Genomic DNA, 24986 nt, shown 5'->3' with positions numbered 1-24986 from the left:
GCAGTATTTTAAAGATTTACTGGATGTTGTTTGAATTTTGATAGATTTCTCTACTAAGTTATTATTCAATAATAAAAATTAGAAAAGGATGTAGATTAGTGATTAGTCAGAAAACGAAGAAAAGATTTAATAAAGTTATTATAATGACCGCAGCATGTAGCATGTTTTCTATGTTTGGAACGTCTATTTGGCACACTAAAGCTGCAACACATTCAGCTGCTCCAGCAGTTTATGTGAGTCCCCAAAATATACCTGCCTCAGATATTATTAGTATAGACTGGTCACCAGTTCAGACTCCACCTTATACGTACTGGGCTGTACACAACTGGAATGCAGGTGGTGAAGCTGGAGGATATGCTGGTTTTCAACAACAAAGTGGGTTTGATGAAAATGGAAAACGTACTTTACATTTTGCCTTATGGGATCCAATTTCCTCTAAAGAAGCAATAAAGGCCGAATACTTATCTCCGAATTCGCAAGCTGGACCCTTTGGAGGAGAAGGAACAGGAATGAAGGTTCAAACAACTTATGGTTGGAAAGACTACAATTGGTACACAATGACAATGCGTTCATGGCAAGAAAATGGTCATACTAAATTTGGACAATGGATGAAAGATGTAACAAAGAATAAATGGCATCAAATTGCAATTATGGACTTTCCGGTTGCTAATGTTGCATTTAATCATGGATTAGGAATGTTTCAAGAAGACTGGGCTGATAGTGGACAGAATGTTCGAGAAGCGCGCCTAAAAAATGGTTATAGCCGAAAATTAGTTGATAAACAATGGAGTTCTTGGAATAATCAAAGTATTTCTGGAACGCATGATAATACTTATCAATATGATGGAGGCTCTACTTCAGAATATGTATGGGTCAAAGCAGGAGGTAATACGCAGTCTACTATTGGGGCAGGAAAAATATTCACGCTAAATCAACCTACTCAACCTGAAATAGGAAAACTAGATTTTGATATCCAATCTATATATTATGAAAATGAAAAATTAAATGTATCTTGGAAACTAAAAGAAAATAGTACACCGCAATTTAAGGGGAAAATTGAAATTTATAACAATGAAAATATGACGGGCCAACCTATTAACGTAATTAATGATATTAAATCCTATCAAAATGGAATCAGTCAATCTATATCATTACCAACAAATGCTTATGCAAAGATTGTATTAACGGATATATTTGATCAAACTGTTGAGAAAAAGGTACAAATCAAAAATGAATCTCCAAACATTTTTGAAGGTAATGAATTTGCATGGTCGCTGAAAGGGATTGGAGATTTCGAATTTGCGAAAGTAAATTTAAATAAATCAACAGAAGAAATGCAAATTAATCTAAAAGCAGGTGTACCACATGACTACTTTGATAGTACATATGCAAGTATTAAAGTGCAAAACACATCAGGTAAAGTGGTCTATAACAAAGAGATTTATGGAAACAAACAGCAAAATGCTGAATCGCAAAAAGTTCCAGTCAAAGTAGGCGATTATATAGAGTTAACACATCTAGAAGGTGTACATAGAGCTACTCTTACAAATGTAGATAATAGTAAACAAGAGAGCTTTGGAAAAAAAGCCATATACGAAGTTACAAAGGAAGGTCTGAAGAAAGTAGAAAAAATGCCAGAAGCAACAATTTTAGAAGGAAACAAGTTTGCATGGTCATTAAAAGGATATAGTGATAGAGAAATTGCAAAAGTAGATTATGATAAAACGGTAGAAGAGATGAAGGTAAAACTAGAAGCAGGTGTACCACATTCCTATTTTGCTAGTACGTATGCGAGTATTAAGGTCCAGAATTCTTCTGGTAACGTTCTGTACAATAAGGAAATCGTGGGAAATAAACAACAAAATGCTGAAAGCCAAACTGTGCCCGTCAAGGTAGGGGATTACATTGAATTTACCCATATAGAAGGAGAAGCAACAAAGGAAAAAACGCGAGCAACTTTAATTAACCTTGAAAATAACAAAAATGAAACCATTGGAAAAACAGCAAGATATCAAGTTACAAAAGAAGGCTTGAAGAAAGTAGAAACAATGCCAGAAACAACGGTTTTAGATGGAAATCATTTTGGGTGGTCATTCAAAGGATATAGTGATAGAGAAATCGCAAAGGTAGATTATAATAAGACAACAGAGAAAATGCAGGTGAATTTAGAAGCGGGCGTACCACATTCTTACTTTAATAATACGTATGCAAGTATTACAGTAAAGAATTCAACCGGTAGTATTTTGTACAATAAGGGAATAGTGGGAAATAGACAGCAAACTGCTGAAAGCCAAACCGTGCCCGTAAAAGTGGGAGATTACATTGAGTTTACCCATATAGAAGGGGAAGCAGTAAAAGAAAAAACACGCGCTATACTTATTAATCTTGAGAATAATAAACAAGAATATATGGGCAAAAAAAGAACCTATCAAGTTACTTCAACGGGATTAAACAAAATAGAGTAACATGAAAAACATTCTAATTATTAGTTAGATGCAAATAGTCGTTCATTATGAACGGCTATTTGGCTTTTATTTAAAGAGAAGTGAAATGAAAATATTCTCTCTTTTGTATATACTCTCGTTGCTATCAACTGCTACATTCTTTTATCAGGAGAAAATAATTTAAAAAATGTGCTTGAGAATGGATACATGTTTAAGTGCTATAGATTTGAGAAAAAAGAAACAGAATAGTAAGGTATTTGTTGATAAATCAACTTTTATATTACAATATTTTACATATTTAGTATGATGTATATGAGTTCTGTATATTAAGGGAGGAATGGGAATGAAAAGGTTCATAACACGTGCAAGTGGTAATGCAATCTCAAAAAAGTTAGTTTTAATGGTGTTGTCGATGGTTTTAATGATATTGATGATTACCCCATCGAATGATGTATCGGCCGCCAACCTATCAAAAGGAGGTTCACTAAAAGGCGTGAATTTATTTAATGGAAGTTGGACAGTTGCTATCCAGGCAGCAAATTTACAATATGTTTCCGCTGAGCCTTTTGGAAATGTAATAGCAAATCGTAATGCAGTTAATGAATGGGAGAAATTCGAATTAATTCCGACTGGGGAATTATATACGTACGCTTTAAAAGCTAAAAGTAATGGGAAGTATGTTTCGTTTGAGCCAAATGGTAGAGTAGTAGCAGATCGTACATCAATTGGGGCATGGGAAAAGTTTATCTTATATAATGGTGGAGACAATAGGATATATGTATTACAAGCATTAAGTAATGGTAGATATATATCAGCAAATGGTGGTAGAGAATTAACAGCTACTAGTTATGTAGCTGGAAGCTGGGAAAGATTTGTTATTGTATACTTCTAAACTTTGAAGTGTTATATATTTAAATGATAATGGCATGTTTAGTTTTTATAAACGCCTTAATACAATAAAGTATTAAGTATTTAATACAAGTGTATATTAACGTGTAAAAGGGCTGCAAGTAATTAGCAGTCCTTTTTACATGTTAAATAAGGACTTACTGAGGTTATAATGAAAAGAAAAAGAACCCTATAGGGTTCTTTTTCAAGGCATATTAACAGTAAGGAGAATCATGAAATGCTACTTCAAATCTTTATTAGGGGAAAGATTTTGAATAAGCTTAACATACATCTATTTTTACATAAATGTAATATATAGTAAATTGATAATGTTTATACTTACTATTACTAATATTCAATTAAGATAATTAACACTATTTGTATAGTGTTAATTAAGTCTGTATTTAGAAAACTAATAATAGTCCCCAAGTTGGTTATATACGTATAATATTATATTTGCTAAAAGAGCTTATAGATATATCATTTTAAAAATTAATTAACATTTAAACAATTTTAACTGAAATTGGGTGTGTATTATCTAAAAGCAAATAAAATAAACAAAGACCCTGTAATTATTGTAGTAAGGTACATAGAACTAAAACCAAGATATTCTTGCGAACTCAAAAAGCCTAAATTCCTTAATTTAGGAATTTAGGCTTTGACGCTATGTCATGGATTACAATCGGAATGGAATCGGGCATATCTACTACAACAGAGTTATAATTTCTTCAGCTCATTAAATTAGAAACTGATATTTGATTACCGTAGTTGAATTATTTCTCTTTTAAAAGAACGGAAAGATTTTTTTACGTTAGCATTTTTTACATAATAATTATTTAAGAGAAAAAATACTACTGAGTAATGCTATTAAATCCCAGTCTAATTTCTAATGGTCCCAGTATCTTTTATTTTGACGTGTGTCTTTACATTTATTTTAGCCTCTGCTAACGCTTGCAACCAATCTCCCTTTACTTTTTTCCACTCTTTATATTGAAATGCTCTAGCATATAGGGATAATCCGATTGGATCAATTTTATTCTGCTGTATTTCATACAACATATTTTGTAAATTATTATTAATTTCTTTTTGAATAGCACTTTTTAAATTATTTATATTTTTTTTATTATCATAGTGTCCCTTAATTGAATTCGCATTGGTTTTTTCTATTAAAGCTACATTAGCATATATATCGAGATTAAATACAAACTTTCCGTTTTGAAAATTAACAACTACCTTCCTTGTCGCGTTCTGTACGAAGATAGAAGTGTTTGTTTTTTTGTTGGACTTTTTAGGAGGAAGCGCAAGGTGTAGTATCATTCGCCCGCTACTTTTTTGCTTATTTATAAGATTGAAAAATTTAACATCTTTTTTAGGGATATGAGTTAAATATTTCCCTTTTTGATTTAAAAATGCAATTCCAACTGTGTCGATTTCATTCTTTGTTTTTTTGATAATTGGAACAGTTTGCGTCATTCCTTCTTCATTTTGTTCTCTCATTAATTGTTGAATTGTAGAAGAGACGGATTGGTTATTTTGAATTGACGATTCGATTACACCATTTATATAAGATGAAAGTGATGGTTTACTAGGCTTATGAATTTTAAAAACTTCTTCTGCAGGTCCATCTACAAGTACTACTTTAGCATTAATGGTAGCGTAAGGATCACGGTAAGAAGAATCAAGCTCCTGCAACCAATTTGCTTCTTGCGCTAATTTTTTCCCAATTAAAATGATTTCAGCTTTGGAAGCTGTCATAAAGCCTGTTAACTTCGTATCTATCTTACTGAATCCAGTATATACAGTTGATGCTTGTGTCCAATGTTCTATAGTACTTTTTGGTTGTTTATGATGAAAGAGTGGTATGCTTGTTCCAACTTTTATGTCTCCATTAGGGGTTCTATCCAAGCCAATTAACAGGATTAATGAAACCTTCTCAAGAGGAATTCTCTGACTACAACCAATTATATATACACAACAAATTACAATCCATATCCATTTTCGAATCAAAGTTGTTTCCTCCTAGTAATCCAAGTAAAAAGAATACTGTAAGCGAAAAATAAGATTGGTAATAGAATAAAGAAAACGACATTTAAGATATCCATAAGAGAATATATAAACAAATATTGATCCACATCGGGATTTAGGAAAATAAATAGGCCAACTATAAGTAACATAAAAGCAAGTAGCGCCCAATTGCGGGCGTTTTTTTGAAGTGAAATGGTCACAGATTCAAAACTGAAAAATAAATACGGATATATTGTAGTGGAAAATACAATTAAATAGTAAGCGATATATATAATTTCTAATCGTTCCATGAAAGAAAAACGAACCCCTTTTAACAGATGAAATACTGGCCAGATTACATCTTTTATCCCTTCTGGACTAAAGTATATATAAGAAAGGATAGTAACATATAGATAGAAAAACATGGTTCCAGTATTCGCTATTAGTAGTCCTTTTATGGCTTTTTGTTTTTTTTGTAAGAATGGGTATATATAATATGCAATTTCTAGGCCAGCATAAGGAGTAATAGTTTCTTTTGTTGCCTTTACAATAGGGTATAATCCTTCTTTAAATATAGGTAGTAGGTGTAAAGGATTGTAGTTAGTCTTTAGTGAAAAAAGAAGAAATAGCGGCATCCAAGTAGTGAAGAAGAAAACAAGCATAGAATAACTAGTAAGAGCCCTTAACCCACTCAGGGCTAAAATAATAAAAGGTAATAGTAATAATATGGTGATTTGATAAGCAGGAGTGGAAGGGAATATCCACACTTTTACAATATCAGTTGCCTTTAATAAAGTATTAAATCCAGCAAAAAATAGATAAAAGGCATATGCAAGAAAAAGAATTGTCCCTATCCATTTACCAAAGTATGTTTTTAAGATTTGTGAGAAATTTTTGTTAGGATTTTTTTGTAACATTAATATAATAAATACACCGATTATAGAAGTAACTATCCATCCGAGAATGATCGAAATCCAGCCATCTGTACCAGCAGTAGTAGCAAGTGGGCTTGGCATAATTAACATACCAGATGCGAGTTGCAGCGAATGAATGAAAATAATAAATTCGAATAAAGTTACTTTTTGGAACTTAAGATTCCCCATGTTAACCACCTTCTTTTTTCTTTCTTTGTTTCGGCTGTCCTGTACTCGAGCGGGTGGTAATCATCGAAATAGGAAATCTTACAAAAGAATCTTTTAACTCTTGGAGACGAAATGGTGCGATTGGCATTCCGTATGGTGAACCATAGGAAGTTAGTGAAACAAAATGAGCAAATAAGAGCATTAATCCACTAACAATACCTACAATCCCATAAAAGTAAGCCAATAACATCATTGGAAAACGGATAAGGCGTATAGAACTTGATAAATCATAATTAGAAACAATAAATGAAGCAATGGCTGTAATAGATACAATAATAACCATAACGTTACTAACAAGACCAGCTTGAACAGCCGCCTGTCCAATTACAATCCCTCCAACGATTCCAATAGTTTGTCCAATTGGTTGTGGTAAGCGAATGCCAGCTTCACGTAGCATTTCTAGTGTAATTTCCATTATAAAAGCTTCCAATAAGGGGGAGAAAGGGACTTTGACTCTTGATGTTGCAATAGAAGTGTATAAGTCTATAGGAATAATTTCAAAGTGAAAAGAGACTATAGCAATATAAAATGCGGGTAAAAAAATAGCTATAATAAATCCTGCAAATCGTAATAAGCGAAAAAATGATGCGATGAGCCAATGAATATTATAGTCATCTGGGGTTTGAAAAAATCCAATCAAATTCATAGGAACAACCATTGCACCAGGGGATCTATCCATTAATACTGCTACTTTCCCATCAAGTATATGATTTGAAATGGCGTCTGGGCGCTCGCTTAAATACGCCTGTGGAAAAGGAGTCCAATTTTGATCTTTTGTATAATTAGATAGCTCTCCAATACTTAATACCGCATCTGTTTTGATTTTACAGATTCTAGTTTCAATTTCTTGGACTACATCTGCGTTTGCTACATCATCTAAGTAAATTAAATAGACTAAAGAAGTGGCTCGTTCTCCAATCGTCAGCTTTTTGATTTTTAACTCTGTAGAAGGAATATATCGACGGATAAGACCTATATTTTTTGTGGCATTTTCAATAAATCCATCATGGGATCCTTTAATAGTAACTTCTGAAATTGGCTCTTGAATTGCTCTCTCTGCCCAGCCTTTTGTATTTATTAGAAGTGACCGCTTTTCTTTCTCCATAAACAGTACACATTGCCCCTCAAGTAATCCTTCTTTAATTTCATTCCATGTATATACTATTTTGGTATGAGTAGCAATAATATTAGAATTAAATATTTGACTGTCTTCATTTACTTCTTGTAATAATGGTGTAACAACATTGGTTTTTAATGCAACACCATCTGTAAGGCCTTCAAAATAATATAGTAAAATATTCGTGTTTGTTTTTAATTGCAAAGGATGTTCAATTAAATCTGCACTAATATCAAAGATATTATCTAGTGTATTTTTAAGTTGTTTTAAGTTACTTGTTTGGATCTTTTCAATGGTTTTATCTGTCTTAGTTTCTAAGGTCTCTTCATTTAAGGACAAAATTGACACCTCTTTAATATATAACGATTAGTTGTATTTATTATTTTTATATGATTGAATTTTATTCACTAATTTAAACTAATTGAAGATAAGAATTAATAAATTTGATGTGCTATATTATTAATTCAATAATTGAGAGCAAAAAGTAGATGTAATTTGTGTGGAAATGTAAGTATTAAGATAGAATTGAAATTTGAATGATTATAATAAAAAGAACCCTCGATAGGTTCTTTTTATTTGGTAAATATGTTGTCAACAATAGATGGCGATAAAGGTAGTAATTTAGATGTCTTTATGTTAATCAGCTAAATTTTGTAGGAAGAATTCTTTTTTCATACCTTAATACTCAATGAAAAAGGATATTTCATTTATTTGGATGTTCTAGTGTATTTGAATTTTGCGCACCAACAAATTTTGTTTAGGGACAAAATGCATTTTCTTAATTATCAGAAAAAACAGCGCAACAAAATTCCTATTCATTATTTTGGTAGGTATCAAATATTTCTTTGGCCTTATTTTCTTGATATTACCGTACGTTTATATGTTTCTAAGGGAAAGAAATACTTTCATTTTTATTACCATCTATTGTTTGATTAAGATGGTAACATGAAAGTGAAACGTTTACAACCAGAAAATAAAGAAAAAATATTAAAATGCGACTTTTTTCGACAATTATTCTATGTTTATATTTAATTTTATTATAGGAAAAGGCGGAGGAAAGCGGACCTTTTCCTATAAACTGTTTTGTTGGAATTAGAAATAACTAAAAAAGTAATAATAGCTTAAAAGGAAAATGAAATTCAATGATAAAGTTATTATTGAATTTGTGAACCTCAGGTATCTTGAAAGTATGGTCAAATTTTAATCCACTTTGCGTTTCTTCCTTTTGTAACTAGCTTAATATGGCCAAACAGTTGCAAGGAATTTAAAGCCTTACTGATTGTGCTCTCTGCAATGTCTGGATAAGTGTTACGAATACTTTCCTTAGTAAAGGGTTGTTTTTGTTTAAGTATAAAATTCTGAATTCTCTCAACTTTAGTATGTTTACATATAGAATCTAGAACTGTGTTATGAAGATCTTTATAAGCCTCTAATATAATTGTTAAAAACGTTTTTAACCAAAAGCTATTATTATGTTCCTCGCAGTACCAATTCACCGAAGATTTATAAATCGAATTGTAATAATCAGATTCATGTTTCTTAATATATTTATCCAAACATACATATTTTACAAATGTGTGTCCACTCCTAATTAACAGCAATTGCATTAACATAAATGCCAACCTGTTATTACCTTGATTGAAAGGGACTATGCAATAAAAATTTAATATAAAACGAGCTATTAATAAAAGTGAATGAAGCCCCTTACTAGTATTTAATGAGTTGTATTGATCACATAATTGCTCCATAAACTGTGGAATAAGTTCATGCGGAAGAATGCGGTAACTATTCAAGTGCATTCCATGTTCTGGAATTCCTGGAATAATAAAAGGTTTTTCACGCCATTTGGCACTGTCAGAGGTAATGTAATGTATTAGTTGAAAATGTAATTCCTGTATAGTTGCTGGATTGATTAATAAAGTACAGGAGTTTTTATGTACAAAAGAAAGTGTTTGATAATAGCAAAAAATAGCATCTTCCGAAATATTTTGAGGTACGATATCATCTAAAATAAGTTCTTTTAATCTTTTATTAGGAACTTTTATATCCTCGTAAATAGTTGTGAAATTTTTTATGTAATGTAGTGGTATAGTTTTTTCTAAGCTATTAAATATGTCCGGGTTTTGTTCCTGATAAGCAGCTAATTTTCCTTTGAATTCGCTAATTTCACTTATTAAATTTATTAACCTCCTTTTCAATTCAATATTTTTGTACTTATCATCAAAAAAGTCTCTCATTTTTGTTCCTCCTGTAACCCCTTAACACGTTGTTGCATATATCTTTCCATTCTAAAGGTATGCCATGAAATCATTGTAAAATAAAGATATTGTAGGTCTGATTTTGAATATATATATATCAGAATCTATATTTTTATTTAACAATTAAAATATGGAAATTATAAAGAAGAATCGTTACGATTCAATTTTAATAGGCATAATCCTAACATCAAATGCAAAAATGTACAATAAAAAAATATAAAATATAAAACTATCAAATCTTTTGAAAGATTATCTAAAAGAGTTTTAAGAAATTGTAGGTATAGATGTTCTTTGGTTTAGGAGTAAATAATAAAGCGATAATAAAGTTTTCATAGGTAATTAAAAAGTAGATAGACTATTAATTTGTGACAATTACGTGCCTAATCTATCATATGCTTTTATGAGAATTCTAAAATTAAATCCTAACGAGCTGAATTTTCTATATTTAGCATAAATATTAGGGAGGCGTGCTGATGAAATGTATCATTTTATATAGAAATATGTAACGTTTAACACTCGTATTGTAAAATATTTTGACATACGTTAATTTAAATATTAGGTACAGGAACATTTAATAAAAACTCAGTACTAAAATACCCTTTAAACGTTTCATCCTAAGAACTTTTCTCAAGCACACTGAAGTTCATCCTTTGTTTCTGTGCCTTATTAGATAAAAATAACACAATAAATTATTAGAATGTGATAGTTAAAATTGCATTTTTAAATCTTTTATATTTTTAAACCTTTTCTCTTTTCTTAAGCATTAACAATTTCTTGATAATCTGTTTAAAATAAGGAAATACAGGATAGAAAATAATGGCTATTAATAAAGAAAATACAGTTAAGCTAGATACCTTAAGTTATTTTATAAGTAATTAAGCGTTAGTTTGAATTAGTAGGAGTATTATATGTGTTTGTTAAAAGGCTTGTTTTATTTGATTTGTTACTATTAATTTATGAATTTTAACATCTAGAAGTTAGTCAATATATAGATAATATTAGTTATGTGGGTTTTAACCTCAAGTGTATATGTTTAAGGTTAAAGAATTTGTGAGTGGTATAAAAGTAGCGGAAGTCTGGAAGAAACGGATATAATCGGTTTCTTCCAGACTTTTTTGCTTTTTGTAATATAAAAAATTTATTTTTCCTACATGAGGAATTTTTTTGTTTTAATATTTGAATTTTTTGTGAAATTAAATGGAGTTTTTAGTCTTCTTTAAATACATAATGTTACAAAATAGCGTAATTGTATTTACTTTATTTTTATAGGAGATTAAAAATAATAATAAATGTACCAATTTATGAGAGATATTAATATATTAATTGGTGATTTGTTCGTTTATCCCTATATTGCTATTATATTAGCGAGAACAATATATTGGGGGGACAAGAATGAATTTGAAATTAACATCTAAATTGGAAAGATTAAGAAAAAGTAAAAAAGGAATTGGTGCTTGTCTTCTGGCTGCAGGGGTGACGGCAATTACAATGATTCCTCAAAGTGCGTATGCACATGGGTTTGTTGAAAAACCGAGTAGTCGTGCTGCTTTATGTAGTCAGAATTATGGGGCATTAAATTTAAATTGTGGAAATGTAATGTATGAACCTCAAAGTCTAGAAGCACCTAAAGGGTTTCCAGATGGTGGACCGATTGATGGGAAAATCGCTTCGGCAGGAGGATTATTTGGAGGAACTCTTGACCAACAAACAACAAATCGTTGGTTCAAAAACACAATTAAGGGGGGAGAAAATACATTTACATGGAAATATACAGCAGCACATTCTACAAGTAAATGGCATTATTACATTACAAAAAAGGGATGGGATCCTAACAAACCGTTAACACGTGCTGAATTAGAACCAATTGGAACTGTGAAACATGACGGTTCGGCTGCATCAAATAATTTAACACATACAATTAATGTACCAACTGATCGTAATGGTTATCATGTTATTTTAGCTGTATGGGATGTAGCAGATACGTCAAATGCCTTTTATAATGTAATTGATGTAAATTTGGTAAATAATGAAACACCTGATACAGTAGCTCCAAGTCAACCAACTGAATTAAATGCCTCTAAAGTTTCTGCCAATAGTGTTGAAATAACATGGAAGGCTTCTACTGATAATATAGGTGTAAAAGAATATCAAGTGTTACGTAATGGAGAAGTAATTGATACGGTACCAGGTACAACTTTTATTGATAAAAAGTTAAAAGCAGATACGGAATATACCTATACAATAAAGGCATTAGACTCTGCTGGAAACATATCAAAAGAAAGTGAAAAACTAAAGGTTAAGACAACACATGCAATCCCAGATAAAGAGGCTCCGACTCAACCAAAAGGATTACATAGTATGGGTACAACAGCGACAACTGTTGATTTGATGTGGAGTCCGTCAGAAGATAATGTAGATGTTGACCATTATATTGTATATAGAGAAAGCGCTGGGGTTATGAATAAAATTGGGACATCAGCTAATACATCCTTTATAGATAAAGGTTTGAAGGCTAATACATCGTATAAATATGTAGTGACAGCGGTTGATTTAGCTGGAAATGAATCTAGTAGAAGTGATGTTTTGAATATAACTACTAAGTTAGAGGATTCCACATATGAAAAATGGGATGCAAGAAAAGTATATACTAAAGGTGATAGGGTAGTACATGAGGGAAAAGTGTATGAAGCGGTTCAAGATCATCAAGGAAATGGCGACTCAAATTGGATTTTTGCCTTATCGCTTTGGAAGCCAGTTTTGAATAAATGATAAGCTGAAAAAGGTAGCTAACAATTTTGGATTTCTCTTTAAAAATTAAGGGCCGTTCCAAATATAATTATCTAATGGATTAAATGATATGTTAATAAAGTGAAAATTTAATCGCCATCCTAATATTTACGAAATGAAATCAAAAAAGAATCCCAATGGGATTCTTTTTTTCTAATTTGTAATAGCGTATATTTTCACTGTGAATTTGCTAGTGGCACCAATTGGACTTGCAATATAATATTTAGTATTTGTGTAAGCTTCAGTCCTAGATTCATGTGAAATATTTTTCCAACGAGTAGAATCTATTCCTAGGGAAACATCAATCATTACATTGAAAGAAATAGTATAAGGATAATCTTTTTCTGAAGGCTCAATAACCCATTTTAATTCTTTGGTACCTACAGGTAAACTATCAATTTTAAAGTTTTGGCTGGATCGATTTTGTTGCCCTGATAAAGGACTAGATTCAGATGATATTTGTGAAATTAATATTTCTTTTTCATTTGAATGTATACCATTTAATTTAATGATACTATCAATTAAACCTGGACCGGGAAAATCAGCCGCGATGATACCAGAATGTTTAATTGCGCCTTGTTGTAAGAGTTCGGTCCCAAGTGTATTCATCCCCCCATAGTATACTTGTCCGTTTCTATCACGAGGGAAATCACTCCACGCATTAGTGGAATTCGTTTGAAGCAATTTAGGACTACTGTCAGTATTCCTACTCTCTTTTCCGCTTGCAACAAACCAAGGATATACATTATTTAAAAATGCGGCTGCGCCTCCCGTACCACTAAAATGGTTGAGATAAATTTTTCCATTATTAAAATTAATATTTGTATTTTGTAGATGGTTTTTTATCGCAATCCATTTTGTATATATTTCGTCTGGTCCGCTTCCAATTTCAAATTTATCTTGTATATTTAAACCTTCGTAATCAATCCCGTACAATTGAGCGGATGTAAAGTTTTGTAAGATTACAATTTTTCCGCGGGTATCTCCTAAAGTAGGGTTATTTCTATCTGAAGTTGGTACGGAATTAGGATCCCAAAAATATGAAGCATTAACGTTTTTATATTTTAAAAATATCTCCTCAAATGATAGAGATCCACTTTCAGGATTAGTTTCTTCTTTTAAGCGCATTAATATTGTTTCTGTTGGATGATCTTTTAAAAATTGAATGGTCTCTTTTAATACATCTTCAAACACTGCTTTTTGATTTACAACGCCATGATACATTGCAAAAGAATCTTTTACACGTTTAACACGCATATCTACATATCGAATTCCGGAATTTAATTGTTGGGATAAACTCATAGTTTGATTTCTTGTCAAATTTTCATCAAGAAAACTCGCTCCATGTAAAGCCATCGTACCGTGAGTCCCTGGAATAGATATTTCACTTATTTTTGTTGAACCTTCTATTTTCGACATCCACGATGGATTTTGATACCCTATATTGGATTCATAGGAGTAACCTGGATGACTATCAGCTAAAATAGTAGATGGTGTACTTAAACTTGCTAGTGTAATACAAGTAAGGATGCTAATTTTAAAGAAATTTCTCATTTTTATTTTGTTCATTTTTTCTCTCCTGACCTTTAAACAATTATTAGATGATTTTTTACTATATTTATTGTTTTTCATTCTTAAGATAATAAATTTTTGTATTTAAAAATAATTAACAATAGGAGGAGTAAGTTATTTGAGACTTTAATAATTTTTTATTATAAATTGTCCCTAATAGCCAAGCGGATTCTTGAAAACTCGAAGTATAGCCTCCAAAAAACAACTGTTTATCGTATTGAATACAAACAAAACAGAAGTCCTAAAAAAGACTTCTATTTTGTGACATATAATGAATGATAAGGTGGTAAACAAATCAAGATAATGTGATTGAGTGGTAAAAATTTATTAATAGCTGTTTTAGAATCTCTTATAACAAGGCTGATTACAAAAAGCGGATCTCTACACTGCTAATAAAAATTGAAAAATTCTACTCATTAAAACTTAAACTAACTACAGTTGCAATTGATTGGGCTGCATGTTCCCAGCTTCCATCTATAACTTTACCAATCTGCTGACCAAGTGCATTTAAATCATTTGGATTAACTGGAATTCCATTATACGCAGCAAGAATTGATAAAAGTGGAGCAGCAAATGGTGTCCAACCACCTCTATCAATATTAAATACAGGTTTATCTAGTACCTTTCCATCTTGTACTGTAAACTCATAATAAAATTGATCATCTGGACGAAAACTTAAATGATGAGAGATTTGCCCCTTAACATATTTTTTTCCTGCACCTAGATTTACTACTTCTATTTCCTTTACATTAAATTCATGTTCAAATACTTTGATTTTTTTGACTTCTGGACCATTTAAGGCAGCTTGAACGGCTGTTTCCAAATTGTTTTGTGCAAAAGGTTGAATACTTAATTGTGCCTCTTTTTGTTGAATAGGAACCTCCTTTTCTGCAGCAAACACCGAGGTAGTAGGTAGTGCACCTGTAGCTAACGTAGCTGCAAGTGCCGTTGTCATCATGATTTTTCGTTTCATCTTCATAGTTTTCCTTCCTCTCTTAAAGTTATGATATATAATTTTTTAAGATTGACACGGTACAATTTTTTCATAATGCACGCAAAAAACTGGTTTAAGAACTATGTGAAAAACGTGTCAGAAAATTAAAATTAATTATATATGTATTTTAAATGATATATATCTACACATATTTTTTCAATTTTTAGATAAATTAAACAGTAATTACTGCATAAGAGTCAATTTAGCACTTTATTTATCTATACACTTCCTATAAACACATTTAGTTCATAGTAAAAGTAATATATTTGATATTAAATGTCTTGCATAATGCGATAAAATTTCACAATTTTATCGCATTATATACAAAAAATGAAGAATTTAAATAAGTATGGTCCCAAAATTCGCAAGAAAAGAAAGAGAACTGCTATTAATACAGTAGAAGAATTTCAAGAAATTTTGAGCAGCGTTCACCAAATAGTTGATATAAGAGATGTATCGAGTTTTGCTGCAGGTCATATTGAGAAGTCAATAAACATACCTTATAAAAATTCTTTCACAACTTGATGTGGATGGTTATTAGATTATAAAACAGAAACTTTAATAATTTTAGATGAGGAAAAGGTTAAAGTGGAGGCAGTTATTAGAGAATTTGAATCTATTGGGTTAGATAATATTATTGCTTTTGCACCCTAAAAAGTAATACAGAAACTTAATAGATTTGAAAGTTACAAAGAAAAAACATCGATTGAATTATATCCGCATATAAAAAGTGGAAGTGTTAAGGTTATCGATGTGTGTAGTACAACAGAGTGGGAGGAAGGAAACCTTCATGATGCAATATATCACTTTAGGCAATCTATTTGAACAATTAGATTATATCCCGAAAAATTGTCCAATAGTTTTGCAATGTCGAACCGGATTGCGTTCCCCTATAGCAGCTAGTATTTTACAAAGAGCTAGTATAAAGGAAGTAGTGAATTTAAAGGGAGGATTTCTTGTATGGAAAGAAGAAGGTCACCATTCACGGCGACCTTCTTTACTATGCGTTATATCCAAATAATTTTAAATCTTCTCCTGAATCTGAAATGATTTTCTCAAATCGTAATCCTACTTTTTCTAAAAGCTTTCCTGAGGCGATGTTATCTATAGAAGTAATTGCTACAATTCGTTTCATGCCGAGCTTTTGTACACCGTATTCGATTATCGCAGAAGCTGACTCGTAGCCATATCCTTTTGAACGGAATGTTTCTAAAAAGGTAAATCCGATATCAACGTCTTCTAATGAATCTCTTTTAATAAGGCCACACATACCAAGTGGAGTGAGATCTTCTTTGCGTTCTACTAAGTAAAGGCCAAATCCGAGTTTGTTATACATATCGATAGGACCGTTTACAATATAATTTTTTGCATCTTCTAAGTTTCTAACTCCTTTGTCACCGATAAACTGAATCCATGCAGGATCGTTTACTAAATCAAGAATAAAAGGAGCGTCTTTTATATCAAACCAACGAAGATTAAGACGTTCAGTTTTAAGAACTATCAATTATTACACCACCTTTAAAAAGTTATAATAATTAGTATGGATTGTGTAAAACAAAAGTGCAACATATTTTAGTGGGGCTTTGTTTGTTCACATAAAGTTCGTTTGTTTTGTATAGAGAGATATTTTATAATTAGGATTGATTGTAAAGAGTGAGATGCTTATACAATGACTCCTAGGTGACTAGGAGTTTTTACTATATAACTATCATTATTACTAAATATGACACACTACACATTCTACTCAAGGAGGTACATAATGAAGAAATTATATAATGCATCGTTTACGTATTTGATTATCGGTTTATTATCAGGGATTTTTGCTAGGGAGTATGGTAAGTATAAAGGGATTTTAGGATCTACTTTGTTAAATCTTTTGCATACGCATACACTTGTACTTGGCTTTTTCTTCTTTTTAATTGCTTTAGGATTAGCAAAAGTATTCGCGTTTCATGAAGTGAAAGGGTTTAATAAGTGGTTTGTTTTACATAACATTGCATTAACTTTAATGTTAGGTTCGCTAGCAGCGAGAGGGCTTCTTCAGTTAAATGGAGCTGACTTTAAAGGGTTAACTTATATTGTAGGGTTTTCTCATTCGTTGATGGCAGTTACTTTAATTTGGTTTATGTTGTTAATAAAGAAATCGTTTAAAATGTAGTGAAAAAGAACTTGTAGCGTGTGCTGCAGGTTCTTTTTTTTATGTTCACGTCAAATAATCTTATTTTTCTAATTATTTTGTATAAAAATGGTATACTAATTTTAAACTTAAAAAGGAGAGTTGATTATGGAAATAACAATTGAACATGTAGTAAATGAATTAAAAGGCATACTTCCTGAAGATCGAGTAGTAATAAATATGACAGTAAGAGAGTTACATAGTAAAGATGAATCTTACCATAGTAGTAGTTTACCTGATGTAGTTGTTTTTCCAAAAACGACCGAAGAAGTTAGCGCGATAATGAAAATAGCGAGTCAGTATGGGACAGCTGTCGTTCCATTTGGAGTAGGGTCCAGTTTAGAGGGACATGTAATTCCTTACGAAAAAGGAATTACAATGGACTTTTCTCTTATGAATAAAATACTTGAAATAAGAGAAAAGGATTTTCTTGTGAGAGTACAGCCAGGGGTGACGCGCTCTCAGCTTAATAAAGAATTGAAAAAGTATGGATTATTTTTTAGTGTAGACCCAGGAGCTGATGCAACGTTAGGAGGAATGGCAGCTACAAATGCGAGCGGAACGACAGCGGTAAAGTATGGGGTAATGCGTGATCAAGTTCGAGATTTAGAAGTTGTTCTTGCTGATGGAGGAGTAATACATACCGGGAATTTAGCGGCGAAGTCATCATCAGGTTATCATTTAAATGGTATTTTCGTAGGCTCAGAAGGAACACTTGGATGTTTCACGGAGTTAACTTTAAAAGTATACGGTATACCAGAACATGTTATGGCTGCGAGGGCATCGTTTCCAACTATAAATGATGCAGTAGAAGCTGTAATTAACATATTACAAGCAGGTATTCCAATCGCGAGAATTGAACTCGTTGATGAATTATCTATGAAACAAGTAAATCATTACAATGAAACAAGTTACAGAGAAGAACCGACACTGTTTTTAGAGTTTCACGGCAATGAAGCAGGGTTAAAGCAAGATATTGAATTTACGAAAGAAATCGTTCTTGATCATAAATGTATAGAAATTGCGTTTGAGATGGAAACAGCAGCGAGAAATAAACTGTGGGATGCAAGACATAACTTAGCGTACTCTTACGTGCATAGTTATCCTGGTAAAAAGCTAATGAGTACAGACGTATGTGTGCCAATTTCGGAATTAGCTAGAGCGATTCAACATGCGAAAGAGGTATTAGATAAAGTAGGGCTTATTGGCGGTATTCTCGGTCATGTTGGGGATGGGAATTTCCATGTACTTTTAATGATTGATACAAATGATAAAGAGGAAGTGAAGAAGGCAGACGAAATAAATGAAAGTATCGTTCAGTATGCTCTTAAACGAGGAGGAACGTGTACAGGAGAACATGGCGTTGGAATCGGAAAACGAAAGTATCAAGAAGAAGAGCATGGGGCGGCATTATTTGTAATGGAGAAAATAAAGAAAGCTCTTGATCCGCAAAATATTTTGAATCCGAATAAGGTGTTTCAATTAAAAGATAGGGGCTGAGTGGATGAAAGTACTAGAAGCGATAAGTAATATAGCTGGAAAGTATTTTGCATTTTGGGCCGGCTGCTGCACTCCCAAGTGTATTAGCGGCAGTATGGCATAACATTGCAGGGCCAATATTAGCAACCATCTGGTCAAAAAATGCAAAGAATACTTTCAGCGATGAAAATGTATTAATAAATATAGAAAAATAGGAATGATAAATAATGCAAAAACGTATTGTACATTTTGAAGGAATGGTTGTATTTTTAGCCACGATTTATATGTATTCAATATATGAGTTTAGTTGGATTATATTTTTTGTATTCCTTTTAGCGCCGGATTTATCCATGTTAGCGTATGGGATCAATAATCACGTTGGTGCGAAAATATATAACGTATGTCATACATATATCATATCCATATTAATTGTTCTAATAGGTGTCTATTTTAAGATAGATACCGTTATAATGATTGGCTTAATATGGACAGCACATATTGGAATGGATCGAATGTTTGGATATGGATTGAAATATGAGACGGATTTTAAGGATACTCATATTCAACGGTTATAATTTGTTTTGAGAAGAGGGGAACGTTGAAGCAGAGAATTGCTATCGAAGAATATAATATCAAATGGGAAAGTGAATTTAATAAACTACACACTCTTATTAACAATGTAATGGAAGACAGCATTGTATCTATTGAACATGTTGGGAGTACATCTGTTAAAGGGCTTGCATCAAAACCAATACTAGATATTGATATTGTAATAGAAGAGTACGAAATTTTTCATGAGGTAGTAAAAAAACTTGAGAAGATAGGGTACTATCATCAGTTAGAATGGAGCTTTAAAGGAAGAGAGGCGTTTGGAAGAAAGGATACGTTCGTTCCATGGAACGGGGGAAATACAGTTTGGATGGAGCATCATTTATATGTGTGTGATAAAAATAGTGAAGAGTTGAGAAGGCATATAGCGTTTCGAGATTACCTTCGTGAACATACTAAAGTAGCTAATGAGTATGGAAACTTGAAGGAAGAGTTAGCAAGAGAGTCGAAAAATCGATCTAGTTATATTGAAGGTAAGACCGTATTTATTACAAATATATTAGAAAAAATAAACTAAGGCAGCATGGAATACATGCTGCCTATTGTTTTGAAATAGAAAGCTGCCATTATAAAACAAATACAAACTGGCCCTGTTGATTGATGCGGTTACTAAATATAATAGGAAATAAAATAGAAAAGAGCGGAAAAGAGGGAGCTTATGTACATACCAAAATATTTCGCAATACAAGATGAAGAGATGAAGTACGAAATAATGGAACAAAATAGCTTTGCGACATTATTTTCTCAACATAACGGAGAACCATATGCAACGCACTTGCCGTTGTTGCTAAATAGGGAGACCCTTACTTTACATGGTCACTTCGCACGACCGAATGAACAGTGGAAAGATATTGGGACTCAGCAAGTACTAGCTATATTTCAAGGACCACATAGTTACATCTCTCCGTCATGGTATGAAACAAACAATGCAGTACCAACATGGAATTACGTTGCAGTGCATGTATATGGTGAATTAGAAATTGTTGAAGATGAGAAGACATTAGTAGATTCTCTTCAAGATTTAGTAAATAAATATGAAGATCCAGAGAGCACCTACTCACTTAATGATGTAGATCCAAATTATATGGGAGGATTAAGTAAGGGAATAGTTGGATTCAAAATAAAGATAAATAAAATAGAAGGAAAAGCGAAGTTAAGTCAAAATCATTCTGTAGAGAGACGGAATTTAGTTGTGGAGAAACTTGAGAAAGTTGGTAGTGAGGAGAGTAAGAGGATTGCGGAGTTGATGAGAAAATAAAGCCTACATGAAAGGGAAATATTCTAAATAAGCGTATTTAAAAAGACCTTCTTAATTGAAGGTCTTTCATTTTTTAAAGTGCTTTTTCAGTTGTTGTTGAGTTGTAGTCTTTACTTACGTCAATAGATTGAACAAGGTCAGGTCTTTGGGGTGCCGGGAAATCCGCATGACCTGCTTGATATGTAAATGAACTATTTAGACCAATAGATACAATACTTAGTACAGATAATCCTAAAACGATAGAACTAATTTTTTTTATCATTTTAATGCCCCTTTCTCAAACGTTTTTTCTTTTGCTTGTAACGCTTTATGAAAATACTCACTTGCTTTTATATGGTTATTTTCATCGTAAAGTTTAATAGCTAACTTTTCTGAATATTCTTGAGTATAGTTATATAAAGATTCTTTGTCGAAATACGTAATTCCTTCAAGAATAATTTTTTCTAAGTCTTCAGTTGACTCGTTATTGTTAAGGGACTCTAAAATTTTAAAGTGAAGCATATATTCTTCATTGTTAAGTTCTGTACAAATTTTTAATCCTTTTTTAATAAATTCTGAAGCGATATTTATTTCACCGAGTTTAGAATGTTCTCTTGCTTGTAAGAAAATTGCTTTAAAATGTGTAGGCATTTTTGTTGTCACTTCAGATAAATGACGAATAGCTAATGTTGATAAGTTTTGATTAGCATATAGCCACCCTAAGTTATTACGTACTCTTAACAGTAATGATTCTTCATCCTGTTTCTGTAAAATGTTGATTGCCGAATTATATTTTTCCTCTGCTTGCTCGTATTGTTTTAAATATACAAATGCTGCGCCTAATACGCTTTCACAAGAGGCGACATTCTTTTCATACCCTACAGCTTTTATGAAGAATTCTTTCGCTTTGGTTGCATATTCAATAGCCTCAATTGGCTGGTAAAAATGATAATAGAAAATAGCCATTCGATAATTAAATTCCCCTTTTTCTAGATCATCAATGGCATTTACCAGTAGTCTCGCAGCTTTTTCATAATGTTCACTTGCTAAATTATAATTTGTTGTTAAAGTAGCATGAATTGCTTTAAATAAATGATAGTAGTAAGAAAGTTGGTGATTAGGTGAAATCGCGTAAGAATCTATCTTATTAAAACTGTCTTTTGTGATACTTAAACCATCAGTTAAAACTTTGAAACGAAAATTTAGTAGAGAATAGTATAATGCTAAGTTTTCATCTTCTTCAAAGTTTAGTTCCTTTTCCTCAATTTCATGCTTTAAGTTTGCCGCTTGGGACACATCTTGTTTTAACATAGCTAAATACCAGTCATTAAATAATTTTGTAATTTGTTCATTACCTTGTAGTTGAACGTTCATGAAATCCCCTCGCTTTTTGAATATTCTTATAAAATATAGTATCAAAAATAAAAATATTTAGAAATGATGTTTTATATTTCTCAATATTTGTTTAACAAGCTTACGAGTAAGTCTATTGGAATAGTGTAGAATTTGTTTTGAACTAAAGAAATGGCATCGGGGGATGTGCATTTTAAAGTTTTAGTTGAGTGGGGGGATATAAAAAAGGTGCGTTCACACAATTTATATGAACGCATCTTTTTACATATTAAACAATCAAGTGCCACAAAAAGTACGATAAGGGCGATTCGTCGGTGCAGGTGGAATGCAGTATTCTTCTTGATCTGTAGAATACGCATAAGGGTTTGATAAAGCTTCAAGAAGTTTCTCCATTACGCTATAGTCGTCATTTGTAACAGCTGCTTCTAATGCTTCTTCTACACGGTGGTTCCTCGGGATGATTGATGGGTTATTATTTTTCATCATCTCGTAGGCGTTTTCTTTCGATTGTTCTTGTCTGTCTAATCGAGATTGCCACAGTTTGTACCATTCTTTAAATTCAGGACTTTCAAATAGAGCTGTATTTTCGATAGCATCAAGAGTTAATGAACGGAATGTATTTGTGTAATCCGCTTTATATTTCTCCATCATTTTTAAAAGTTGCTCAATAAGTGAGTGATCTTGTTCTTCGTTGCTAAATAGTCCTAATTTCTTTTTCATTCCAAGGAACCACTGTTTTTCATACTGTACGCTAAATTTCGAAATTTCGTCTTGAGCGATTTTTAATGCTTCTTCTTCATCTTCGTGCAGAATTGGTATTAAAGATTCAGCTAGTCGTGCGAGATCCCATGCGGCCATATATGGTTGATTTCCATATGCATAACGACCTTGTGTGTCAATAGAGCTAAATACAGTTCCTTGGTCGTAATTGTCCATAAATGCACAAGGACCGTAATCAATTGTTTCGCCACTGATCGTTATATTGTCAGTGTTCATTACGCCGTGAATAAATCCAACAAGTTGCCATTTTGCGATAAGACTGGCTTGTCTTTTAATGACTTCTTGTAGTAATGCAGTATATCGGTTTTCATGAGATTCAATTTCTGGGTAATGCCTTTTTATCGTATAGTCAGCTAGTGATTTCAGGTCCTCTATTGAACCACGAGCTGCAGCATATTGAAATGTACCGACGCGAATATGGCTACTAGCTACTCTAGTTAAAATTGCTCCAGGTAACTTTGTTTCACGATAGGTTGGTTCACCGGTTGTGACAACTGCTAAACTGCGGGTAGTTGGAATATCGAGTGCATACATTGCTTCGCTAATAATATATTCACGTAGCATCGGACCGAGTGCAGCACGGCCATCTCCTCGGCGTGAATAGGGAGTAGGGCCAGAACCTTTCAGTTGAATATCGAAACGCTCACCTGAAGGAGTAATTTGTTCGCCAATTAAAAGAGCACGACCGTCGCCTAACATATTAAAATGTCCGAATTGATGGCCAGCATATGCTTGAGCTAATGGATGAGCTCCTTCTGGGAGTGCATTACCAGCGAAAATAGCAATTTCAGCTTCCTTTTTCAGTTCTTCAGGGGTCAAGCCAAGAGATATCGCTAATGAATGGTTTAGTTTAACTAACTCCGGTGAACTTACGGGAGTAGGGGGGATTTCTGTATAAAATGATTGTGGTAAAGTCATATAACTATTATCTAAATTCCAACCTGTTTCATTATTTTTAGTCATTGTATCTCCTCCTTTTTGTATTTTAAATTATGTATTTGTACGTATGTATTCTTTGTAAAGTTAACTAAAAGTATAATACAATATTTCCCCTTGCAATCTATTGTAAGGACTTCATTGTACTATGTCTATTTAACAGCAAATTTAAAACCTCCATTTTTAAAAATGGAGGTTTTATTATTATTTAATTTTTACAATTAATTTTCCTTTTGCTCTTCCAGACTCTGAATATTCCATTGCTTTTTGCGCATCTTCAAAAGGGAAAACTCGATCGATTACCGGTTTAATTTTTCCGGCTTCAATATAGTTTGCGATAGTACGTAATTGATCCCCGCTTGGCTTCATAAATAAAAATGAATATTGAGCATTATGCTTTTCTTCAAGTGCAGTAAGTTTTTTGCTGGCTAATGAAAATAAGAGAGTTTTAAAGAATCCTGAACCAAATTCTTTACCGAAGCGAGCATTCGGCATACCTGAAACTGAAACAATGTTTCCTCCGCTTTTTATAATATTGAATGATTTTTCAAGTGTTGCACCGCCGATTGTATCAAATACCGCATCATAATTTTTTAGTATATCTTCAAATTTCTCTGTTTTGTAATTAATAATTTCATCTGCGCCAAGAGACGTTACTAAATTCGCACCAGCTTCACTAGCAGTCGTTGTAACAATGGCACCCATTATTTTTGCTAGCTGAATAGCGAAAGTACCAACACCACCGGATCCAGCGTGAATTAAAATCTTTTGTCCTTTTTGTAATTGCATGATGTCATGTAATGCTTGATATGATGTTAAGCCAACGAGTGGAATCGAAGCAGCTTCCTCAAAATTTAAATTTTTCGGTTTTAAAGCTATATCATCTTCATGAATGGCTATATACTCCGCGAAAGTACCAATCTTATTTTTTCTTGGGCGTGCATATATTTCATCATCGACTTTAAAGTTAGTCACTTTTGCCCCAACCTTTACGATGACACCGGAAAAGTCATTACCAAGGATTAGGGGCATCTCATATTTAAGCAACATCTTCACTTTTCCATCGCGTATTTTAAAATCAATTGGATTAATACTAGCTGCATGAATTTCTGCGAGCACTTCATACTCATTAATTTCAGGAGTAGGTACCTCTGCCATACGCATTGGGACTTTTCCGTACTTATCAATTATCATTGCTTTCATTTCTTAT

At 32.4% G+C, this 24986-nt stretch carries 19 protein-coding genes and 2 pseudogenes; 10 read left to right on the top strand and 11 right to left on the bottom strand.

Annotated features, from left to right (window positions below):
- Positions 1-98: 98 nt before the first annotated feature.
- Together CQ064_RS18410 and CQ064_RS18405 are read left to right on the top strand one after the other, a co-directional pair.
- Positions 99-2465 (top strand): putative mucin/carbohydrate-binding domain-containing protein, encoded by a 2367-nt coding sequence (locus CQ064_RS18410; RefSeq protein WP_000625380.1) that lies wholly within the window; start codon positions 99-101, stop codon positions 2463-2465.
- A gap of 322 nt (positions 2466-2787) precedes the next feature.
- Complete coding sequence (locus CQ064_RS18405) at positions 2788-3336, top strand: fascin domain-containing protein (RefSeq protein ID WP_000819428.1); 549 nt, start codon at positions 2788-2790, stop codon at positions 3334-3336.
- Between the two features lie 875 nt (positions 3337-4211).
- Here CQ064_RS18405 and CQ064_RS18400 read toward each other — a convergent pair.
- From CQ064_RS18400 to CQ064_RS18380, 4 genes are all read right to left on the bottom strand, one after another.
- On the bottom strand, positions 4212-5339 hold the full coding sequence (locus tag CQ064_RS18400; RefSeq protein ID WP_000619980.1) for a Ger(x)C family spore germination protein: 1128 nt from the start codon (positions 5337-5339) through the stop codon (positions 4212-4214).
- Positions 5336-6439, bottom strand: coding sequence for a GerAB/ArcD/ProY family transporter (locus CQ064_RS18395; RefSeq protein ID WP_000527368.1), 1104 nt, complete (start codon positions 6437-6439; stop codon positions 5336-5338). Before CQ064_RS18395 ends, CQ064_RS18400 begins: the two co-directional genes overlap by 4 nt.
- A gap of 1 nt (position 6440) precedes the next feature.
- Positions 6441-7934: a spore germination protein gene (locus CQ064_RS18390; protein ID WP_000055706.1), complete on the bottom strand. Its 1494-nt coding sequence runs from the start codon at positions 7932-7934 to the stop codon at positions 6441-6443.
- A gap of 854 nt (positions 7935-8788) precedes the next feature.
- Complete coding sequence (locus CQ064_RS18380; protein ID WP_001204212.1) at positions 8789-9832, bottom strand: Fic family protein; 1044 nt, start codon at positions 9830-9832, stop codon at positions 8789-8791.
- Between the two features lie 1413 nt (positions 9833-11245).
- Here CQ064_RS18380 and CQ064_RS18375 point away from each other — a divergent pair.
- Complete coding sequence (locus CQ064_RS18375) at positions 11246-12622, top strand: lytic polysaccharide monooxygenase (protein WP_001049835.1); 1377 nt, start codon at positions 11246-11248, stop codon at positions 12620-12622.
- Positions 12623-12793: 171 nt separating this feature from the next.
- On the opposite strand, the gene CQ064_RS18370 is transcribed toward CQ064_RS18375, so the two are convergent.
- Both CQ064_RS18370 and CQ064_RS18360 read right to left on the bottom strand, forming a co-directional pair.
- Positions 12794-14209, bottom strand: coding sequence for a phosphatidylinositol-specific phospholipase C (locus CQ064_RS18370; protein WP_001033593.1), 1416 nt, complete (start codon positions 14207-14209; stop codon positions 12794-12796).
- 412 nt (positions 14210-14621) lie between these two features.
- Positions 14622-15191 carry a hypothetical protein gene (locus CQ064_RS18360; protein WP_000782803.1) on the bottom strand — a complete coding sequence of 190 codons (570 nt, stop codon included), beginning with the start codon at positions 15189-15191 and terminating at the stop codon, positions 14622-14624.
- A gap of 333 nt (positions 15192-15524) precedes the next feature.
- Between CQ064_RS18360 and CQ064_RS18355 the strand changes: the two are divergent.
- A pseudogene (locus CQ064_RS18355) lies at positions 15525-16227 on the top strand (rhodanese-like domain-containing protein); the annotation flags it as partial.
- Here the strand turns inward: CQ064_RS18355 and CQ064_RS18350 are convergent.
- The gene (locus tag CQ064_RS18350; RefSeq protein ID WP_000636432.1) at positions 16207-16710 is read right to left on the bottom strand and encodes a GNAT family N-acetyltransferase; all 504 of its coding nucleotides are present in this window, start codon (positions 16708-16710) and stop codon (positions 16207-16209) included. The pseudogene CQ064_RS18355 and the gene CQ064_RS18350 overlap by 21 nt on opposite strands.
- A gap of 255 nt (positions 16711-16965) precedes the next feature.
- Here CQ064_RS18350 and CQ064_RS18345 point away from each other — a divergent pair, with 255 nt between their 5' ends.
- The 6 genes and pseudogenes from CQ064_RS18345 (at position 16966) to CQ064_RS18320 (ending at position 20728) form a co-directional block, all read left to right on the top strand.
- Positions 16966-17364 (top strand): DUF2871 family protein, encoded by a 399-nt coding sequence (locus tag CQ064_RS18345; protein WP_000737891.1) that lies wholly within the window; start codon positions 16966-16968, stop codon positions 17362-17364.
- A 126-nt stretch (positions 17365-17490) separates the two neighbouring features.
- Positions 17491-18882 (top strand): FAD-binding oxidoreductase, encoded by a 1392-nt coding sequence (locus tag CQ064_RS18340; RefSeq protein WP_000406574.1) that lies wholly within the window; start codon positions 17491-17493, stop codon positions 18880-18882.
- 50 nt (positions 18883-18932) lie between these two features.
- Positions 18933-19076, top strand: a pseudogene (locus tag CQ064_RS18335) (bile acid:sodium symporter family protein); the annotation flags it as partial.
- Positions 19077-19088: 12 nt separating this feature from the next.
- Positions 19089-19436: a DUF4260 domain-containing protein gene (locus tag CQ064_RS18330; RefSeq protein WP_001172063.1), complete on the top strand. Its 348-nt coding sequence runs from the start codon at positions 19089-19091 to the stop codon at positions 19434-19436.
- A 23-nt stretch (positions 19437-19459) separates the two neighbouring features.
- Positions 19460-19987: a GrpB family protein gene (locus CQ064_RS18325; RefSeq protein WP_000813517.1), complete on the top strand. Its 528-nt coding sequence runs from the start codon at positions 19460-19462 to the stop codon at positions 19985-19987.
- 141 nt (positions 19988-20128) lie between these two features.
- Positions 20129-20728, top strand: a complete 600-nt coding sequence (locus tag CQ064_RS18320) for an FMN-binding negative transcriptional regulator (RefSeq protein WP_000275796.1) — start codon at positions 20129-20131, stop codon at positions 20726-20728.
- A gap of 73 nt (positions 20729-20801) precedes the next feature.
- Here CQ064_RS18320 and CQ064_RS18315 read toward each other — a convergent pair whose 3' ends face one another.
- From CQ064_RS18315 to CQ064_RS18300, 4 genes are all read right to left on the bottom strand, one after another.
- The gene (locus CQ064_RS18315) at positions 20802-20990 is read right to left on the bottom strand and encodes a Phr family secreted Rap phosphatase inhibitor (protein ID WP_000592010.1); all 189 of its coding nucleotides are present in this window, start codon (positions 20988-20990) and stop codon (positions 20802-20804) included.
- On the bottom strand, positions 20987-22081 hold the full coding sequence (locus CQ064_RS18310; RefSeq protein WP_001102704.1) for a Rap family tetratricopeptide repeat protein: 1095 nt from the start codon (positions 22079-22081) through the stop codon (positions 20987-20989). The genes CQ064_RS18315 and CQ064_RS18310 overlap by 4 nt, the downstream gene beginning before the upstream one ends.
- 255 nt (positions 22082-22336) lie before the next feature.
- Positions 22337-23803 carry a protein adenylyltransferase SelO gene (locus CQ064_RS18305; RefSeq protein WP_000164906.1) on the bottom strand — a complete coding sequence of 489 codons (1467 nt, stop codon included), beginning with the start codon at positions 23801-23803 and terminating at the stop codon, positions 22337-22339.
- 177 nt (positions 23804-23980) lie between these two features.
- Positions 23981-24979, bottom strand: coding sequence for an NADP-dependent oxidoreductase (locus CQ064_RS18300; RefSeq protein ID WP_000646415.1), 999 nt, complete (start codon positions 24977-24979; stop codon positions 23981-23983).
- Positions 24980-24986 lie beyond the last annotated feature (7 nt).

This window comes from Bacillus sp. MYb78 (genome assembly GCF_002975115.1).
Lineage (GTDB): Bacteria > Bacillota > Bacilli > Bacillales > Bacillaceae_G > Bacillus_A > Bacillus_A cereus.
The sequence above is the reverse complement of the archived record's forward strand: the minus strand, read 5'-3'. Positions and strand labels throughout refer to the sequence as shown.